At 70.3% G+C, this 18,015-nt stretch carries 14 protein-coding genes and 1 tRNA gene; 5 read left to right on the plus strand and 10 right to left on the minus strand.

What is annotated here, in order from left to right; genetic code table 11:
* The first annotated feature begins 74 nt into the window (after positions 1–74).
* The 3 genes from ABZ267_RS17270 (at position 75) to ABZ267_RS17280 (ending at position 3,840) form a co-directional block, all read left to right on the plus strand.
* On the plus strand, positions 75–1,085 hold the full coding sequence (locus ABZ267_RS17270) for an SGNH/GDSL hydrolase family protein (protein WP_356746727.1): 1,011 nt from the start codon (positions 75–77) through the stop codon (positions 1,083–1,085).
* Positions 1,086–1,250: 165 nt separating this feature from the next.
* Positions 1,251–2,471 (plus strand): acetyl-CoA C-acetyltransferase, encoded by a 1,221-nt coding sequence (locus tag ABZ267_RS17275; protein ID WP_356746367.1) that lies wholly within the window; start codon positions 1,251–1,253, stop codon positions 2,469–2,471.
* 478 nt (positions 2,472–2,949) lie between these two features.
* Entirely contained in the window at positions 2,950–3,840 is an 891-nt protein-coding gene (locus ABZ267_RS17280) for a hypothetical protein (RefSeq protein ID WP_356746368.1), read from the plus strand.
* Positions 3,841–3,857: 17 nt separating this feature from the next.
* On the opposite strand, the gene ABZ267_RS17285 is transcribed toward ABZ267_RS17280, so the two are convergent.
* From ABZ267_RS17285 to ABZ267_RS17295, 3 genes are all read right to left on the minus strand, one after another.
* Positions 3,858–4,175 (minus strand): hypothetical protein, encoded by a 318-nt coding sequence (locus ABZ267_RS17285; RefSeq protein ID WP_356746369.1) that lies wholly within the window; start codon positions 4,173–4,175, stop codon positions 3,858–3,860.
* 163 nt (positions 4,176–4,338) lie between these two features.
* Positions 4,339–5,217: a Bax inhibitor-1/YccA family protein gene (locus ABZ267_RS17290; RefSeq protein ID WP_356746370.1), complete on the minus strand. Its 879-nt coding sequence runs from the start codon at positions 5,215–5,217 to the stop codon at positions 4,339–4,341.
* Positions 5,218–5,412: 195 nt separating this feature from the next.
* Positions 5,413–5,498 (minus strand) — tRNA-Leu (locus ABZ267_RS17295).
* A gap of 552 nt (positions 5,499–6,050) precedes the next feature.
* On the opposite strand from ABZ267_RS17295, the gene ABZ267_RS17300 reads away from it, so the two are divergent.
* The gene (locus ABZ267_RS17300) at positions 6,051–6,821 is read left to right on the plus strand and encodes an ABC transporter ATP-binding protein (RefSeq protein WP_356746371.1); all 771 of its coding nucleotides are present in this window, start codon (positions 6,051–6,053) and stop codon (positions 6,819–6,821) included.
* A gap of 107 nt (positions 6,822–6,928) precedes the next feature.
* A complete protein-coding gene (locus tag ABZ267_RS17305) occupies positions 6,929–9,463 on the plus strand; it encodes an FtsX-like permease family protein (RefSeq protein WP_356746372.1) in 2,535 nt (844 codons plus the stop codon).
* A gap of 122 nt (positions 9,464–9,585) precedes the next feature.
* Here ABZ267_RS17305 and ABZ267_RS17310 read toward each other — a convergent pair whose 3' ends face one another.
* From ABZ267_RS17310 to ABZ267_RS17340, 7 genes are all read right to left on the minus strand, one after another.
* Positions 9,586–10,899: a cyclopropane-fatty-acyl-phospholipid synthase family protein gene (locus tag ABZ267_RS17310; RefSeq protein WP_356746373.1), complete on the minus strand. Its 1,314-nt coding sequence runs from the start codon at positions 10,897–10,899 to the stop codon at positions 9,586–9,588.
* 289 nt (positions 10,900–11,188) lie between these two features.
* Positions 11,189–12,577 (minus strand): NAD(P)/FAD-dependent oxidoreductase, encoded by a 1,389-nt coding sequence (locus tag ABZ267_RS17315; protein ID WP_356746374.1) that lies wholly within the window; start codon positions 12,575–12,577, stop codon positions 11,189–11,191.
* Between the two features lie 386 nt (positions 12,578–12,963).
* The gene (locus ABZ267_RS17320; protein ID WP_356746375.1) at positions 12,964–13,959 is read right to left on the minus strand and encodes a bile acid:sodium symporter; all 996 of its coding nucleotides are present in this window, start codon (positions 13,957–13,959) and stop codon (positions 12,964–12,966) included.
* A gap of 88 nt (positions 13,960–14,047) precedes the next feature.
* A complete protein-coding gene (locus ABZ267_RS17325) occupies positions 14,048–15,742 on the minus strand; it encodes a hypothetical protein (protein ID WP_356746376.1) in 1,695 nt (564 codons plus the stop codon).
* 174 nt (positions 15,743–15,916) lie between these two features.
* Complete coding sequence (locus ABZ267_RS17330) at positions 15,917–16,867, minus strand: Ppx/GppA phosphatase family protein (RefSeq protein ID WP_356746377.1); 951 nt, start codon at positions 16,865–16,867, stop codon at positions 15,917–15,919.
* Positions 16,864–17,415 (minus strand): DUF501 domain-containing protein, encoded by a 552-nt coding sequence (locus ABZ267_RS17335; protein ID WP_356746378.1) that lies wholly within the window; start codon positions 17,413–17,415, stop codon positions 16,864–16,866. Before ABZ267_RS17335 ends, ABZ267_RS17330 begins: the two co-directional genes overlap by 4 nt.
* A gap of 61 nt (positions 17,416–17,476) precedes the next feature.
* Positions 17,477–17,947 carry a septum formation initiator family protein gene (locus ABZ267_RS17340; RefSeq protein WP_356746379.1) on the minus strand — a complete coding sequence of 157 codons (471 nt, stop codon included), beginning with the start codon at positions 17,945–17,947 and terminating at the stop codon, positions 17,477–17,479.
* Between the last annotated feature and the right edge of the window lie 68 nt (positions 17,948–18,015).

Genomic DNA, 18,015 nt, shown 5'->3' on the forward strand with positions numbered 1-18,015 from the left:
CTTCACGGGGCAGGAAGGTACATGTAGGGCGGTACGGCGAGAAGGAGGTGGACCGGACTGTGTCGAGAGCAAGGGTGGCACGGCGGATCGCGGCGGGCGCGGCTTACGGCGGTGGCAGCATCGGACTGATCGGTGCGGCGGCCGTCGGCGTGTTCCTGGCGGAGGTCCAGCTCGCGAAGAGGCAGGTGGGCGGCGGTACGGCGCCGGTTCCGCCGAGCGCGGACGGGCGGTACGGGGTGGCGTTCGCCGGCCCGAACGATCCGTTGCGGCTCGGGATGCTCGGGGACTCGACGGCGGCAGGCCAGGGGGTGCGGCGGGCCGGGCAGACTCCGGGGGCGCTGCTCGCCTCGGGTCTCGCGGCGGTAGCGGAGCGGCCGGTGGACCTGCGGAACGTGGCGCTGCCGGGAGCCAGGTCGGACGATCTGGAGCGGCAGGTCTCATTGCTGCTCGCGGATCCGGCCCGTACGCCGGACGTCTGCGTGATCATGATCGGCGCGAACGACGTCACCCACCGGATGCCCGCGACCCAGTCGGTGCGCTGTCTGACGACGGCGGTGCGCAGGCTGCGGACGGCGGGAGCGGAGGTGGTCGTGGGGACCTGCCCGGACCTGGGCACGATCGAGCCGGTGTACCAGCCGCTGCGGTGGCTGGCCCGGCGGGTGAGCAGGCAGCTGGCGGCGGCGCAGACGATCGGTTCGGTGGAGCAGGGCGGGCGGACGGTGTCGCTCGGCGACCTGCTGGGCCCGGAGTTCGCGGCGAACCCGCGCGAGCTGTTCGGCCCGGACAACTACCACCCGTCCGCCGAGGGATATGCGACGGCGGCGATGGCGGTGCTGCCGACGCTCTGCGCGGTGCTGGGCCTGTGGCCGGAGTCGGACCGGCTGGACAGCTCGCGCCGCGAGGACATCCTGCCGGTGGCCAAGGCGGCCTCCCAGGCGGCCCGCGAGGCCGGTACGGAGGTCACGGGAGCACGCGCTCCCTGGGCGCTCCTCAAGCACCGCAGGAGGCGGCGCCTGCCCGCCTCCACGGATACGGAACCGGCGGCGCCGCATCCGCACCCGGACGCGGCGCACGGACACACGTAGGCCTCTCCGGGCCGGGAGGACCCGGCAGGCCATGGGGCTGAGCAAGCGCTTAGAAAAGAGTCCCTCATCACACGGCCTGCCGGGTGACCCGAGCCATACGCCCGGGTAGCTTCCAGAGGAGTTCCGCCTGTCCACCCAGCTTTCCAGCCCTCATGGAGCCGCGTGATGCCCGAAGCCGTGATCGTCTCTGCCGCCCGTTCGCCGATCGGCCGCGCCTTCAAGGGGTCCCTCAAGGACCTGCGCGCGGACGACCTGACCGCCACGATCATCCAGACCGCGCTGGCCAAGGTTCCCGAGCTGGACCCGAAGGACATCGACGACCTGATGCTGGGCTGCGGTCTGCCCGGCGGCGAGCAGGGCAACAACCTGGGCCGCATCATCGCCGTACAGATGGGGATGGACCACCTTCCCGGCTGTACGGTCACCCGCTACTGCTCCTCCTCGCTGCAGACCAGCCGGATGGCGCTGCACGCGATCAAGGCGGGCGAGGGCGACGTCTTCATCTCGGCGGGCGTCGAGATGGTGTCCCGCTTCACCAAGGGCAACTCCGACAGCCTGCCGGACACGCACAACCCGCTCTTCGCCGAGGCCGAGGCCCGCACCGCCGCGCGCGCCGAGGAGTCCGGTGCGGGCTGGCACGACCCGCGCGAGGAGGGCATCGTCCCGGACGCGTACATCTCGATGGGGCAGACGGCGGAGAACCTGGCCCGGTCCAAGGGCGTCACCCGCCAGGAGATGGACGAGTTCGGCGTACGGTCGCAGAACCTCGCCGAGGAAGCCCTGAAGAACGGCTTCTGGGAGCGGGAGATCACGCCGGTCACCACGCCCGACGGCACGGTCGTCTCCAAGGACGACGGCCCGCGCGCCGGCGTCACGCTGGAGGGCGTGCAGGGCCTGAAGCCGGTCTTCCGCCCCGACGGCCTGGTCACCGCGGGCAACTGCTGCCCGCTCAACGACGGCGCCGCCGCCCTGGTGATCATGTCCGACACCAAGGCGCGCGAGCTGGGTCTGACCCCGCTGGCCCGGATCGTCTCCACCGGCGTCTCCGGCCTCTCGCCCGAGATCATGGGTTACGGCCCGGTCGAGGCCAGCAAGCAGGCGCTGAAGCGGGCCGGCCTGACCATCGACGACATCGACCTCGCCGAGCTGAACGAGGCCTTCGCCGCCCAGGTCATCCCCTCCTACCGGGACCTCGGCCTGCCGCTGGAGAAGGTCAACGTCAACGGCGGCGCGATCGCGGTCGGCCACCCCTTCGGCATGACCGGCGCCCGCATCACCGGCACGCTGATCAACAGCCTCCAGTTCCACGACAAGCAGTGGGGCCTGGAGACGATGTGCGTGGGCGGCGGCCAGGGCATGGCGATGGTGATCGAGCGGCTGAGCTGAGCCGCAGCGGAGGGTAGGGGTCGCGCGAGGGACGAGTGCGGCACCTGCCCGCAGCGCAGGCGAAGCCCAGCGCGACCACCAGCACGAGCGGCTGAGCTGAGCCGCAGCGGAGGGTAGGGGTCGCGCGAGGAACGAGTGCGGCACCTGCCCGCAGCGCAGGCGAAGCCCAGCGCGACCACCAGCACGAGCGGCTGAGCTGAGCCCTGTCAGAGCTTTCCTTACGCGCCGCAGGGCTTCCCTCACCAAGGGGTACCCGAATCCGGCCGAGCCCCGACCGTGACCGAATCTCCCCCAGGATGTGATCTGCATCCCGGGGGAGAGTCGTTTTCGCAGGTCACAGCAGATATGGGGGTAAACCTAGGACCGAAAGACCTGTCCATTTCGTGACGTAATGCACTGACAGCCGGTACGGGTACAGGCCAAGCTGATGTAGGAAGTCGGGGGTATCGATTGAAACCGGGAGTTGTCAGTGAGCGCCATGTCATTTGCCCTGTTGCTGACCACCGCCGCTGCCACGGCCGTCGGCGCCGCCGCGCTGCATGCCGCTCACGGGCTGCGCAAGCAGGTCGTCGGCCTGCGCACGGAGCTGGCCGAAGGCCGCGCTCCCGGTGTGTCGGTGCCACCGCAGAGCCGTAGTACCGCCACGCCCGCCGAGGAGATACGCGCGGCCGTGGCCGAGGCGCTGGCCGAGGAGCGTGAGCGCGAGCTGGCCGAGGCGCGGGCCTTCTGGGCCGCGCAGGAGGCCCGTGACGCGGCGGACGCCCCGTCTCTGCTGGGCGGGATGCCGGTGCTGGGTGAGGACGCCCCCTTCTATCTGCCGCGCCAGGCCGACTTCGCCGGTCTGGAGTCGCTGGACCTCGCATCGGCCGAGGCGATGGAGGAGCTGGCGGAGCTGAGCGAGCGGACGCTGGCGGAGCACGAGGCCGGTGAGTTCGCGGGCGAGTTCGCCGGTGAGTTCACCGACCTGCCGGAGATCGCGGACCACCCCGAGGACTCGCCCGAGCTGGCCGCGGCCCGCCGCCGCCATCCCTCGCACCCGGACTTCGTCCCCGTACAGACGCCGGTGGTCACCGACCACGAGCGCACCGTGAGCCGTCTGGAGGAGCTGGCCGACCTGGCCACCGAGCTCACCGATGTGCGGCCGGGACCGCTGGGCACGCTGGATGTGTACGTGTTCGCCGACGGCACCACGCTCTGTATGACCCCGGGCCACCGTGAGACGGCCGAGCGGCTCGCGGACGCGCTGCGGGCGGGCCGGCAGCCGGTGCTGCTGGGCGGCTCGGGCGTCTCCGGCGCCTACGCGCTGACCTTCTCCTGCGGCGAGGACAACGTCTACATCCTGGCCGACCGCGTCATCGCCTCGTTCTGACCCGTCGCCTCCTGCGACTACGCGAAAGCCCGCGCCGCCGCTTCCTCGACGTATCGCACGGCCTCGTCCAGCTCACCGGGCGGGGCCGTCACCAGTGCCACGGCCAGATCCCGCCCGGCAACGGCCACCTGGTCGCCCACGGCGAACACCCCGGCGTCCGGCAGCACCCGCGGCTCGGCCCCGGGGCTCTCGAAGCGCTGGGCCCGTACGGCGAGTTCGCGCGCGGCGGCCAGCCCTTCGGCGGCGGCGCCGCGCTGGAGGCGGCTCTGCGGGGCGGAGCGCAGCCGGTCGGCGAATCGGTCCACGACCTGGATCAGGGGCGTCGTATCGAGCACGCGCCCGACCCTACGCGCCTCTCCCGCACCGGTGCCAGCACGTACCTCTCCGGCACCGGTGCCAGCACGTACCTCTCCGGCACCGGTGCAAGCGGAAGGGCCCGCAGGCGCGATGCCTGCGGGCCCTTGCGGTGATGCCCGGTCACTGCCGACGCGTTCCCGGTCAGTCGTCACCCTGGAGGATGGCGACCAGGCGCAGCATCTCGATGTAGATCCACACCAGGGTCACGGTGAGGCCGAAGGCGGCCAGCCATGCCTCCTCGCGCGGAGCGCCGTACGCGATGCCGTCCTCGACCTGCTTGAAGTTGAGGGCGAGGATGCACGCGCCGATCACGATGGCCACGATGCCGAAGATGATGCCGAGCGCACCGCTGCGGAAGCCGAGGCCGTCACCGCCGCCGAAGACGGCGAACAGCAGGTTGACCATCATCAGCAGCATGAAGCCGATGGCGGCGGCCATCACGAAGCCGTAGAAACGGCGCGTGACCCGGATCAGACCGGTGCGGTAGGCGATCAGCACACCGGCGAAGACCGCCATCGTGCCGAGCACCGCCTGCATCGCGGCGCCGGGGGCGACGTAGACACTGACGATGTTGCTGACGACGCCGAGGAAGACACCCTCGAACGCCGCGTAGGTCAGGATCAGCGGCGGCGAGGGCCGGCGCTTGAACGAGTTCACCAGCGACAGCACGAAGCCGATGAGCATGGCACCGATGGCGACGCCGTAGGCGGTGCCCAGGTTCGCCTGGTCGACCGGCAGGACCCACCAGGCGATGGCGGCGGCCACGACCACGGTGCCGAGCGTCATCGCCGTACGCGTCACCACGTCGTCGATGGTCATCGCGTCGGTGCGCGCCGGTGCGCCGGGCTGGGTGCCCTGCTGTGCGTAAGGGTTGGTGGCGTACGGGTTTGCGGCGGTGCCCTGCGCGAACGGGTTGGCTCCCGTCGCGGCGGCCCCGGCCTGCGGCGCCGCGTTGAAGCCCGCGTGGCCGTTGTCGCGGCTGAACCCCCGTCGCGAGAAGACCGGGTTGCTGCTCCTCATCTCACTCCTCCATGGCCACACTGCGCGGCCTTGCGACAAGAGTAATGGGTAGGCAAAAGAAGCACCCCAGTGCCAGAGGAGGATCTTTCTCACCGTCGCCGGCACGGATGGATGAGGTCCAGCGCGGGCAAGGGACGAAGGGCGTCGGCCCAAGGCTACGGACAGGGCCGTCCGGGTCACGCTCCGTACGCTGCGTGGTGCCCGGAGCCGGACTCGAACCGGCACGCCCCCGAGGGGCAGCGAGGTTTAAGCTCGCCGTGTCTACGTTCCACCATCCGGGCGTGCCACGCGGCTCCGCGTTGGCAACTGACCCTATCCGGGAGCGTCCCCCGATCAGCGGAACAGTGGCGCGATGTTGTCCTATTTTATTGACCGCTTGAGGGACCGTCAGCATATTCGCGCGGCCTCACCACGCGCCCGCACCCGATCTCGGCCGACCGGACGTCCTGCGGGATTGACGGAAAGTCGCCGCACTCGTACGGCCCAACGCGCCAGGTGCGCGCCATGCTTCGCCAGGGGGCGCGCCACCCTCGGGATCCGGGGCGCCCGCCGAGGCTCCGGTCCTGGTCGCGAGGGCGTCTCCATGGACCGAGGAACGCCGGTCACGCTGAGTCACCGAGATGTCCGTCGGATGAGGTATCAGGGTCGGTGTCATACCCGAGGAGGACGGCTCCACCCTGGTGATGCGACTCAAGAGGGCCACGGGAACGGGCTCAGGGAGTGACGACGTCGGGCGATCGGGACGTGACGATGGAGTAGTCCCGAGGCACCGCCGTCAGCGCGGGCCGCGTCACCACCGCATGCACCCGTATCACCGATCCTGGAGAGTCCCTGTGACCACCACCCCCACCGTCCACCGCGCCACCGCGGTGGCCGCCCGCGCCACGGAGCTGTCGAAGGTCTACGGCGAGGGTGAGACGCAGGTCGTCGCCCTGGACCGGGTGACCGTGGACTTCCCGCAGGGCGAGTTCACGGCGATCATGGGCCCTTCGGGCTCGGGCAAGTCGACGCTGATGCACTGCGTCGCCGGTCTCGACAGCTTCAGCAGCGGTTCGGTGCGCATCGGCGAGACCGAGCTGTCCACGCTGAAGGACAAGCAGCTCACGCAGTTGCGCCGGGACAAGATCGGCTTCATCTTCCAGGCCTTCAACCTGCTGCCGACGCTCACGGCGCTGGAGAACATCACGCTGCCGATGGACATCGCGGGCCGCAAGCCCGACGCCGCGTGGCTCCAGAAGGTCATCGACATGGTGGGCCTCTCGGAGCGGCTGAAGCACCGGCCCACCGAGCTCTCCGGCGGCCAGCAGCAGCGTGTCGCCGTGGCCCGCGCCCTGGCCTCGCAGCCCGACATCATCTTCGGTGACGAGCCGACCGGAAACCTGGACTCCCGCTCCGGCGCCGAGGTGCTGGGCTTCCTGCGCAACTCGGTGCGTGAGCTGGGCCAGACCGTGGTGATGGTGACCCACGACCCGGTGGCCGCCTCCTACGCGGACCGGGTGATCTTCCTCGCGGACGGTGCGGTCGTCGACCAGATGATGCACCCGACCGCCGACGGGGTCCTCGACCGGATGAAGGCGTTCGACGCGAAGGGCCGCACGAGCTGACGCCGGTGGCCGGCAGACACGGCCGCCGCACCGGCTGACGCGTCAGGCCTCCGCCTGCGCGCGCCTCTCCCGCCCCCCTTCCGGAACCCATCCCAGGACACACAGACATGTTCCGTACCGCCCTGCGCAATGTGCTCGCGCACAAGGCCAGGCTGCTGATGACCGTGCTCGCCGTCATGCTCGGCGTAGCCTTCGTCTCCGGCACGCTGGTCTTCACCGACACCCTCGGCAACGCCTTCCGCAACCAGTCCGCCAAGAGCTACGACGACGTCGCCGTCGCCGTGGAGACGTACGCCGGCGGCAGCGACGAGAAGACCCCCGGCCTCGACGCCGCGACCCTGGACAAGATCCGCGCCGTGGACGGCGTGGCCTCCGTGACCGGCCGGGTCGACGGCTTCGCCGGCGTCGCGGACCCGGACGGCAAGCTGATCGGCAACGGCTGGTCCAACACCGGTGCCAACTTCGCCCCGGGCGAGGACGGCAAGGACACCGCGTACGACTTCACCCAGGGCACCGGCCCGGTGAAGAACGGGCAGATCGCGCTCGACAAGGACACCGCGTCCAAGGGCAAGTACCGCGTCGGTGACCCGGTGCGGGTCGCCACCAACGGCCCGGTGGAGGAGTACACGCTCTCCGGTGTCTTCACCACCGAGGACGGCGCGGTCAACGCGGGCGGCAGCCTGGTGCTGTTCGACACCGCGACCGCCCAGAAGCTCTACCTGAAGCCCGGCGTCTTCCAGAACGCCACCGTGGCCGCCGAGGCGGGCGCCTCCGACCAGAAGCTGGTCGACGCGATCGTCCCGCTGCTGCCGAAGGAGGCCACCGCGCAGACCGGCAAGGCGCTCGCGGACGAGCAGGCCCGGCAGATCGAGAACGGCCTCACCAGCCTCAACACCATGCTGCTGGCCTTCGCCGGCATCGCGCTCTTCGTCGGCGTCTTCCTCATCGCCAACACCTTCACCATGCTGGTCGCCCAGCGCACCCGTGAGCTGGCCCTGATGCGGGCCATCGGTGCCACGCGCCGCCAGGTCAAGCGCTCGGTGCTGATCGAGGCCGCCGTCGTCGGCGCGCTCGCCTCCGTCATCGGCTTCGCCCTCGGCCTGGGCCTCGCCACCGGACTGCGCTCCGCGATGGGCCTGCTCGGCGGCAAGATCCCGGCCGGACCGCTGATCGTCTCGCCCACCGCGGTCCTCTCCGCCTTCGCCGTCGGCATCGTGATCACCGTCCTGGCCGCCTGGCTGCCCGCCCGCCGGGCCGCGAAGATCGCGCCGGTCGCGGCGATGAGCAGCGTGCACGCCACCGCCTCCACCAAGTCCCTGGTCGTACGGAACTCGATCGGCGGCTTCATCGCCCTGGTGGGTGCCGTGAGCATCGTCGGCGGTGCGGCGACCGGCGGGACCAACGGCCGCTACCTGGTCGCGGTCGGCGCGTTCCTCGCGCTGATCGGCGTCATCATCCTGATCCCGCTGCTGTCCCGCCCGGTCATCGCGCTGGTGCGGCCGGCGATCACCAAGCTGTTCGGCGTCTCCGGGAAGCTGGCCTCGCAGAACGCGGTCCGCAACCCGCGGCGTACCGGAGCCACCGCCTCCGCTCTGGCGATCGGGCTGACCCTGGTCACCGGCATCTCGGTGCTCGGCGTCACCCTCGGCCAGGCCATCGACAAGATGACCACGGACAACATCAAGGCCGACTACATGGTCTCGATGGCCAGTGGCGACTCGCTCGACGGGTCGGCGCTCACCGCCTTGTCGAAGGCGGACGGCGTGTCCGCGCTCTCGCCGCAGCAGGCGTCGTCCCTCCAGGTGGACGGGGAGTACCACTCCGCCTCCGGCGTCACCCCGGGCGACGTGGAGAAGGTCTTCTCGCTGGACACCGTCTCCGGCTCGCTCGCCTCGCTGAAGGACGGCCAGGTCGCCGTCGGCTCCAAGACGGCGAAGTCGAACGGCTGGAAGACCGGCGACACCCTCCCCGTCACGTTCGACGACGAGAAGAAGGGCAAGGTCACGATCGGGGCGCTCTACGAGGAGAACGAGTTCCTCTCGCCCTTCGTCATCCCGAAGGACCTCGCCGACCAGCACAGCGCCTCCTCCCGCCCCGAGATCCGCGAGATCTGGATCAAGGCGGACGGCGGCGCGAGCCAGGCCACGGAGAAGGCCATCGTGGACGCGCTCGGCGACAACCCGGCGATGAGCGTCATGGACCGGCAGGACATCCGTGACATGTTCGGCGGCTTCGTCAACACCGCGCTGAACATCATGTACGGGCTGCTCGCCATGGCCCTGCTGATCGCCGTCCTCGGGGTCGTCAACACGCTGGCCATGTCGGTGTTCGAGCGTCAGCAGGAGATCGGCATGCTGCGGGCGATCGGCCTCGACCGCGGCCGGGTCAAGCGGATGATCCGTCTGGAGGCCGTCGTCATCTCGGTCTTCGGCGCGGTGATCGGGGTCGGTCTCGGTGTCTTCCTCGGCTGGGCGATCGGCCGGACCCTGGCCGCCGACATCCCCGGCTACGCACTGGTCATCCCGTGGGACCGCCTCGCGGTCTTCCTGGCCCTGGCCGGCCTGGTGGGCGTCCTCGCCTCGCTGTGGCCCGCCCGCTCCGCCGCGAAGCTCAACATGCTGACGGCGATCAAGACCGAGTAGCCGGGGTCCCGGGGACCGGGACGGCAAGGGACGACGAGGGGCCGGTGCACCGCTGAGGAAGCGGAGCGCCGGCCCCTCGCCCGTACCACCGGCGTACGTCCTGCAGAGCTACGCGTACAGGGTCAGCCGCCCGCCTTCTCCGCCTCCTCCGTCCAGGCGCGGGTGCGCAGCGGCAGCCGGGAGGAGCCGGCGTCCAGCGGGCGCACGGCGAGGATCTGGTTGACGCCGATCTTGTTGTGCTCGAAGGAGAGCGCGGAGGCGGCCATGTAGAGCCGCCAGACCCTGGCCCGGCCCGGCGAGGTGGCGCGCACCGCCTGCTCCCAGTGGCGCTCCAGGTTGGCCACCCACTGCCGCAGGGTCAGCGCGTAGTGCTCGCGCAGCGCCTGGACGTCCCGGGCCTCGAAGCCGGCCTCCTCCAGGGTCGTCAGAGTGCGGCCGAGCGGGGCGAGTTCGCCGTCCGGGAAGACGTAGGAGTCGATGAAGGCGTCGATGCGGTAGGCGTCCTCGTCGCGCTCCGGGCGGCGGGCGATCTGGTGGTTCAGCAGGCGGCCGCCGGGCTTGAGGAGCGCGAAGAGGTCGTCGGCGTACTCGCGGTAGCGGGCCGAGCCGACGTGTTCGGCCATCCCGATCGAGGAGATCGCGTCGTACGGCCCGTCGGCGACGTCCCGGTAGTCCTGGACGCGGATCTCGATCCGGTCGGTCAGACCCGCCTCGGCGATGCGCTTGCGGGCGTGGATGGCCTGTTCCTGCGAGAGGGTGATGCCGGTGACCTGTGCTCCGTACTCACGGGCGGCGTGCATGGCCATGGAGCCCCAGCCGCAGCCGACGTCCAGGAGGCGGTCGCCTTCCTTCAGAGCGAGCTTGCGGCAGACCAGGTCGAGCTTGTCGCGCTGGGCGTCCTCCAGGCTCCCGCCGTCCTGCCAGTAGGCGCAGGAGTAGACCATGGACGGACCGAGGACCAGGCTGTAGAAGTCGTTGCCCACGTCGTAGTGGTGGCTGATGGCCTCCTTGTCGCGCCGCTTGGTGTGCAGCGGGCCGGAGCGGCGGCGGACCTCCTCGGCGGGCGGTGCCGGCGGCGGCCAGGGGCCGGCCAGCCGGAGGAGACCGCGGCCGAAGGCCCGTACGGCGGGGTCGCGGAGCGGATGGACGGTGTCCTTGGCGTCGGCGCCCCGGTCCCACAGCAGCCCGGCGATCCGGTCGAGCACCTCGTACAGATCGCCCTCGACATCGATCTCACCTGCCACCCAGGCGCGGGCCAGGCCCAGTTCGCCGGGCTTCCACAGGAGTCTGCGCAGGGCCCGGCGGTGGCGGATCACGAGGACGGGCGCGCCGGGCGGACCCGATTCGCTGCCGTCCCAGGCCCGGATGCGGACCGGAAGGGGTTCCGAGAGCAACTCTTCGGCAAGAGCGGTCAGCCGCGATGCGGCGCGTGCCATGGCGCACACCTCCGTGGTGGTGTTCCCGACAAACACAACAAGCCCGACGCGTACGTACGTGTCCATAGTCCCGCCGTGGCACGGATCGGCGCCACGAGGAGGTACGTCTGTGTCAACTCTTCCTCCACGCTCCGTCATCCCGCTACCGGGCAACGAAAGGGCAAAAGCCCTCCGCGTGGCCGCGCGCCCGGCCACGGATACGCCGGAAGGGACCGTCCGCACCACGGATGGCGGACGGCCCCTTCGGGCGTACAGCGGGACGCTCCTCGCGGAGCGGGTCACCGGAGGGTCAGGAGGCCTTGGCCTTCTCGCCCTCGGGCTTGGCGGCGACGGCCGGAGCCGGAGCCGGCTTGGCGGCCTCGTAGAACTCCTCGCGCGGCGTCTCCATGGCGCCGAGCGAGACGACCTCGCGCTTGAGGAAGACCGCGAGCGTCCAGTCGGCGAAGATCCGGATCTTACGGTTCCAGGTCGGCATCGCCATGCCGTGGTAGCCGCGGTGCATGTACCAGGCGAGACGGCCCTTGAGCTTGATCTTCACCTTGCCCATGACGATCATCGCGACGCCCTTGTGCAGGCCGAGGCCGGCGACCGCACCCTTGTTGGCGTGGCTGTACTCCTTCTGCGGGAAGCCCCGCATGCCGGAGATCACGTTGTCGCCGAGGACCTTGGCCTGACGCAGCGCGTGCTGGGCGTTGGGCGGGCACCAGGCGTTCGGGTTGCCGGCGCGGCGGCCGACCATGTCCGGCACCTGGGCGTTGTCGCCGGCGGCCCAGATGTAGTCGGTGCCCTGCACCTGGAGCTTCTCGGAGGTGTCCACGTGGCCACGCGGGCCGAGCGGCAGGCCGAAGCGGGCGAGCGCCGGGTTCGGCTTCACACCGGCGGTCCACACGATGGTGCTGGAGTCGACCTCCAGGCCGTTCTTGAGCACCACGTGGCCGTCGACGCAGGAGTCCATGGAGGTGGAGAGGTAGATCTCCACGCCACGGCTCTCCAGGTGCTCCTTGCCGTAGGTGCCCAGCTTCGGGCCGACCTCGGGAAGGATCTTGTCGGCGGCGTCGACCAGGATGAAGCGCATGTCCTCGCGCTTCACGTTGGTGTAGTACTTCGCCGCGTCGCGGGCCATGTCCTCGACCTCGCCGATGGTCTCCGCGCCGGCGAATCCGCCGCCCACGAAGACGAACGTCAGCGCCTTGCGGCGGACGTCGTCGTCGGTCGTGGAGTCAGCCTTGTCCAGCTGCTCCAGGACGTGGTTGCGCAGGCCGATGGCCTCCTCGATGCCCTTCATGCCGATGCCCTGCTCGGCGAGGCCGGGGATCGGGAAGGTACGGGAGACCGCGCCCATCGCGATGACCAGGTAGTCGAAGGGCAGCTCGTAGGCCTCGCCGACGAGCGGCGCGACCGTGGCGACCTTGCGGTCCTGGTCGATGGTCGTGACACGACCGGTGAGAACCTCAGCCTTGGGCAGCACGCGTCGCAGCGGGACGACGACATGCCGAGGCGAGATGCTGCCTGCGGCAGCTTCGGGGAGGAAGGGCTGGTACGTCATGTACGACCGCGGGTCGACGACCGTGACGGTCGCCTCTCCGTATCGCATCTTCTTCAGAATGCGACGAGCTGCGTACAGGCCTACGTACCCACCGCCTACAACGAGGATCCTGGGACGCTCCGTGGTGCTCATGCCATCGAGTATCCACCTCGTCCCGGAGGGGTGCTCGTGAGCCCCTTCACAAGGATTCACGCACCCTCTGCTACACTTCGCCGCCCACGTGACCCAGGCCATGACCCCGCAAGGGAACCGCAACGCCTCGGGAAACGTTCCTGACCGCCTGTGAGCTGGCCCTTGGCCCTCCGGCAGCGTCGCGACGGCCCGCCTCTTCATACGTACGCAACACCCTCGGAACACCCTCGTACGACGGCCACACGGCCACGCAAACGGCCCGGACGGCCCTCGCGGGCCCCAACTGCGCCCAAGAGGGCCGAATTCCTTGTGAAGAAGTTCACGAACTTCGTGGCGGCGTGTCCCGGGAAGGGTCCCCCGAGCGGCCGACCAGGGCCTCGTGGAGCTCAAAGGTGCAGGTGACGCTCCGGCTGAGCAAGCAGCAGGCGAGGCACGGCGCGAACGTAGAGCACCATGCCGACGACCTCGACGAGAGTCTGCGTGACCACGACGACGGCGGCGATCGCGTACGGGTCCGGGAGGGAGAGCGCGAGCGGCAGGACGACCAGAGAGTTACGGGTCGCTCCGCTGAAGACCACCGCCCGGCCGCCGGGTACATCCAGCCGGAAGAGCCGGGCCACCGCCTTCCCGGCGAACGCCATGACCACCAGGAACGCGGCGTAGAACGGGATGACGGCGGCGACATCGGCGAGGTTCCCGCTCACTTTCGGCACCTGCGATGCGACGACGACCAGCAGGGTCGCCGCCATCAGCGGAACCATGGTCGTGGTGGCGGCCTCCGACACCTTCCGTCCGCGCTCCCGCCGTCCCGCCCAGGCCTGCAGCCCCCAGGCCAGCGCGAGCGGGATGACGATCAGGACGACGAACGCCTCCAGGAACGGTCCGGCCTCCACGATGTCGGCGAGCCCGGAGCCGAGGAACCCGTACAGGAGCACCGGCAGCAGCACCATCTGCACCACCAGCAGCAGCGGTGTCGCGGCGAGCAGCCGACGCGCCGACCCACCGGCGAGCCCGCTGAAGACGATCACGTAGTCGACGCACGGACAGAGCAGCACGAGCAGCACGCCGAGCCGCACCGCCCGGTCGGCCGGCAGGAACGTGGACATCGCGGCGACGACGAGCGGCACCACAAGGAAGTTCACCACCAGCACGGCGGCCAGGAACCGCCCGTCACGCAGCGAGCGCAGCAGCTCGGCGGCCGGCACCTGAAGGAAGGTCACGAACAGCAGCGCGCCGAGGACAGGATTGATCAGATGCTCGAGCCCCGGCCCGGTGGACGGCGCCGCGAGCCCGAGGAGGGCGCCTAGGGCCATGGCGGCGAGATAGATGGCCACCTGATGGTGTTCCATCCGCTCGACGGCCCCGCGCGGTGCGTCGGTCATGTCGTTCGTCCTCCGGTGGTCCGCTGCGCGGCGGTCATGGTCGATACCGCCCGGCCTCGGCCACGACCGGCGCTCAGCCCCGCGTGACTCAGCCCTGCTTGCGCAGCGTGGCCCTGCCGGCCTTCTTGGAGAACAAGGCGCCGCCCGCGCTGAGGGAGACGTAGAGGGTGTAACGGCCTGCGGGAACGTGCGAGACATCGACACCCTCGCGGCTCGGAGTACTGAAGTACCCCCAGTCGTAGTTGCCGTAGTCCTCGCCGTTCCGGAGATCGCGCGCGGCCGTGGCGTTCTTCCTGGCCTCCAAGGGGACGGAGAAGCAGCCGTTGCGCCCCTTGAGGACGAGGTAGTAGGAGCCGTGGGTGATCTTGTCCGCGTTCCGGCCCGGCTGGAAGAACACGCCCTCCACGTGGACCTTCCGCTCGCGCGTCCACGACTTCGCCAGCGAGTACACCACGCCGCCGGAGTCGTCGCCGAGAATGTTCCGCTTCATGATCCGGACGCCCTTCCTGCCGCCCCGGACCAGGATCTCCGCATCGCCGAGGCACTGGCGCCGGTCGACCGTGGCACGGGAGACCAGCTGGGTCCGCCGTTCGATGCCCTCGTCCTCACTGGTGACGACCACGGAGGCGGTGTAGTTGCCGCGCGGCAGCGACGCGAGGGAGAAGTCCTGCTGGAGCCTGAAGCCGCCCTTGGCGTACTCGGTGAAGTACCCGTCCCAGTAGTCGCGGTAGAGGCGTATCTCCTTGGTGGTCTCCAGAGGGAAGACCGCGGTCTTTCCGCGGAGCCGGCCGGCCTTCTCCAGGACGAGGCGCTTGGTCTCCTCCTTGACACCCTCGCGCGAGACGCCGGGTATGAAGGCGTGGCCGTTCATCTCCAGCTTCCCGTTCACGAAGAGGGCGCGGGTGAGCACGGCCAGCACGGTGTCGGTGCCGCGGAGCTCCTCCAGGAACTGGGCCGCCTCCTCCGGGTCCTCCGCCCGGGGGCCGCTCAGCGGCTCGCTGTCCCAGCGCGGCGCGGCGCCCTCGGTGAGGGAGTGGACGATGCCCCAGATCGACGGCAGGGCCTGCCGGACCACCTCTTCGTGACGCCGTACCGTGGGTGATGCGACGAAGAGGAAGTTGAAGTTCTCGTACTTCCGCAGCGCGGGCAGATAGTGCTCGACCTCCTCCTCGTACTGGTAGTCACCGGGAGACGAGATCACGTAGATGTTGCGGCCGAAGTCCGTCTCCTTGGAGAGGACCTCCGGCATGACGGCGTCCATGATCGCCACGTTCTCGTCGGGCTGGCCCTCGCCGAGCACCGCGTCACCGAGCTGGCCGTGGCCCTTGGAGTAACTGCCGAGGAAGTACTGCGGGGTCGACGCGACGATGTTCTTGTAGTCGTATTTGACCCCGTAGTAGAGCGCGGCGCTCGCGCCCTTCGAGGCACCGAGAAGCGTGACCTCGTCGCGGCCCACCCGCAGCCGCTCCATGTAGCTCTGGATGAGGGCCTGGATCGAGTCCGAGACGCTGAAATCCATGTTCCGGGCGACGTAATAGGATGCCGCGCCGTCGAAATGGTCACGTATCCGCAGAATGTTGCACTGCACCTGATCCAGCATCGTGCCGAACCCGTACTTGCTGCCCACCGACGAGAAGACCACGAGCAGATGCCGGTGATCACCGCGGGCCGGGCGGAACTGGAACTCCACCGGCCACTTCCCGTGCACCTCCACCTGCTCCGTGAAAACTCGTTCCTTCGTCGAGGCGTAGTTCGGCGAGAGCGGGGGGAGCGACTCGTTCATGGGGGGTTCGCACACTTTCCGGCCGGAGGTCATCGGCATGTCAGCACACGAGAATACGGCCTGCGCCGCATCCGCCCGCGTGCTGCCAGGTCACCCACGGCCTCCTCGTCCGTCGACCGAAGCGGAACAGGAAGCGGAACAGCGGGTCAGCGTCGGACTGCCAGGAGGGAAACCTCACCCGCCCCGTGCCGCGCTCCAGGCGATCCCGTCCAGGATGTCGTGCTCGCTGACGACGACCTCGTGCGCGCCCGTCCGTTCCATCACGGCGAGCAGGACCAGGGCGCCCGCGGCGATCACGTCGACGCGGCCCGGGTGCATCACCGGGATCGCGGCGCGTTCCTCGTGGGTGGACCGGAGGAGGTGCTCGGTGATCGCGCGGACCTGGCCCCGGGAGACCCGGGAGTGGTGGATGGCCTCGGAGTCGTACTCCGCCAGCTCCAGCGCGATCCCGGCGATCGTGGTGACCGTGCCCGCCAGGCCGACCAGCGTGGCCGCCTCGGTGAGCGCCACGGTCCCGGCGGCCACGTCCAGAGCGGCTTCGATGTCCGTACGGATCGCGGCGACGCGCTCGTGGGTGGGCGGGTCCACCACGGTTCCGTCCACGGTCAGGTGACGCTCGGTCATCCGTACGCAGCCGATGTCCACCGAGCGGGCCGCGTCGACGCCGTCAGAGCCGAGCACGAACTCGGTGGAGCCGCCGCCGATGTCGACGACCAGGTACGGCTTCGCCAGGTGGTCGCTGCCGGTCAGCTCCTTGGTGGCGCCGTCGAAGGAGAGCTGCGCCTCCTGGTCGCCGGTGATCACCTCGGGCTCGACGCCCAGGATGTCCCGGACGCCGGCCACGAAGTCGGCGCTGTTCTCGGCGTCGCGGGAAGCGGAGGTGGCGACGAAGCGGACGCGTTCGGCGCCCAGCTCCGCGATCACGGCCGCGTACGCACGGCAGGCCGCGAAGGTGCGCTCCAGCGCCTCCGGAGCGAGCCGTCCGGTCCTGTCGACGCCCTGGCCGAGGCGGACGATCGTCATCCGCCGGTCCAGCTGCGTGAAGGAGCCGGTGGCGGGGTCCACGTCGGCGACGAGGAGCCGGATGGAGTTCGTACCGCAGTCGACGGCGGCGACCCGGGTCATGAGTCCTGCCCTTCGGTGCTCCCGGAGCTCACGGCGCACGGCGTGACGCACGCGCCCTTGGCCCACCACTCCGGCAGCATCGCGATGGCCTCGTCGCCCAGCGGGTTCACTCCGGGCCCGGCCGCCAGCGAGTGGCCGACCAGGACGTGCAGGCACTTCACCCGGTCCGGCATGCCGCCGGCGCTCGGGAAGCCCTGCAGCACCTCGATGGCGTCGCGGCGGGTGATGTAGTCCTCGTGCGCGGCCCGGTAGGCGGCGGCCAGCTCCGGGTCGGTCTCCAGACGGGCCGTCATCTCCTTCATGACCCCGTTCGCCTCCAGCGTGCCGATCGCCGAGGCCGCCCGGGGGCAGGTCAGGTAGTACGTCGTCGGGAACGGCGTGCCGTCCTCCAGACGGGGCTGGGTCTCCACCACATCCGGGTTGCCGCACGGGCAGCGGTGCGCGACGGCGCGCAGGCCGCGCGGCGGGCGGCCGAGCTGCTGCTCGAACGCGGCGATGTCCGCGTCGGTGGGCTTGGTGGACTCGGTCTGCGGAGGGGGCGTTTCCATGCCTGCCTTGGTTCTGCTCGGAAGCTCGTCGAAAGCTCGTCGGAGGGAAAGAGGGGGTGCGTCAGTCGCGGTCGGCGCTGTCGACGCCGTCCCAGACGTTGGAGTGCCAGGGGCGGTGGTTCGCGCCGGGTTCTCCGCGGCGGTCCTCCCCCGCGTCGGGGTCGGCCACGGTGAAGCCGGTCTCGCCGGGGAGGACGTAATGGAGGTGCTGGCGGGCCAGACGCATGATGTACGCGTCGTCCTGGAGCCGCGCCTTCTCGTCCCGCAGCTCCTCGGTGCGCGCCTTCGCCTCCTGCGAGAGCCGCTCCTGCTCGGCGATCTCGTCGCGCTGGGAGACGTACTGACGCATCGGGTAGGCGAGCGCGACCACCAGGGAGCAGACCACCAGCGCCAGGAACGCGGCCCGGCCGGTGAGCCGGGAGCGGCGGGCCTGGCGGCGGTTCTGGGAGCGGTACACGCGGGCCGCGGTCTGCTCGCCGAGCAGTCGCAGCCTGGTCGCGGTGGAGAACCGGTCCCGGTCCTTCCCGGCCATGTCTCCCGCCTCCCCGTTACGCACGTCCGTCCCCGCACACGGTACGGGACCGAGTGCGGGGACGGACG

The sequence above is a fragment of the Streptomyces sp. NPDC006174 genome (genome assembly GCF_040614075.1).
Classification (GTDB): Bacteria; Actinomycetota; Actinomycetes; order Streptomycetales; family Streptomycetaceae; genus Streptomyces.

What these genes read in the sequence shown, in the direction of transcription:
- ABZ267_RS17310 (WP_356746373.1), bottom strand. Translation starts at nt 10,899, where the DNA reads ATGGCACGCGCCGCATCGCGGCTGACCGCTCTTGCCGAAGAGTTGCTC.
- ABZ267_RS17290 (WP_356746370.1), bottom strand. Translation starts at nt 5,217, where the DNA reads ATGAGGAGCAGCAACCCGGTCTTCTCGCGACGGGGGTTCAGCCGCGAC.
- ABZ267_RS17315 (WP_356746374.1), bottom strand. Translation starts at nt 12,577, where the DNA reads ATGAGCACCACGGAGCGTCCCAGGATCCTCGTTGTAGGCGGTGGGTAC.
- ABZ267_RS17305 (WP_356746372.1), top strand. Translation starts at nt 6,929, where the DNA reads ATGTTCCGTACCGCCCTGCGCAATGTGCTCGCGCACAAGGCCAGGCTG.
- ABZ267_RS17335 (WP_356746378.1), bottom strand. Translation starts at nt 17,415, where the DNA reads ATGGAAACGCCCCCTCCGCAGACCGAGTCCACCAAGCCCACCGACGCG.
- ABZ267_RS17330 (WP_356746377.1), bottom strand. Translation starts at nt 16,867, where the DNA reads ATGACCCGGGTCGCCGCCGTCGACTGCGGTACGAACTCCATCCGGCTC.
- ABZ267_RS17320 (WP_356746375.1), bottom strand. Translation starts at nt 13,959, where the DNA reads ATGACCGACGCACCGCGCGGGGCCGTCGAGCGGATGGAACACCATCAG.
- ABZ267_RS17340 (WP_356746379.1), bottom strand. Translation starts at nt 17,947, where the DNA reads ATGGCCGGGAAGGACCGGGACCGGTTCTCCACCGCGACCAGGCTGCGA.
- ABZ267_RS17275 (WP_356746367.1), top strand. Translation starts at nt 1,251, where the DNA reads ATGCCCGAAGCCGTGATCGTCTCTGCCGCCCGTTCGCCGATCGGCCGC.
- ABZ267_RS17280 (WP_356746368.1), top strand. Translation starts at nt 2,950, where the DNA reads ATGTCATTTGCCCTGTTGCTGACCACCGCCGCTGCCACGGCCGTCGGC.
- ABZ267_RS17325 (WP_356746376.1), bottom strand. Translation starts at nt 15,742, where the DNA reads ATGAACGAGTCGCTCCCCCCGCTCTCGCCGAACTACGCCTCGACGAAG.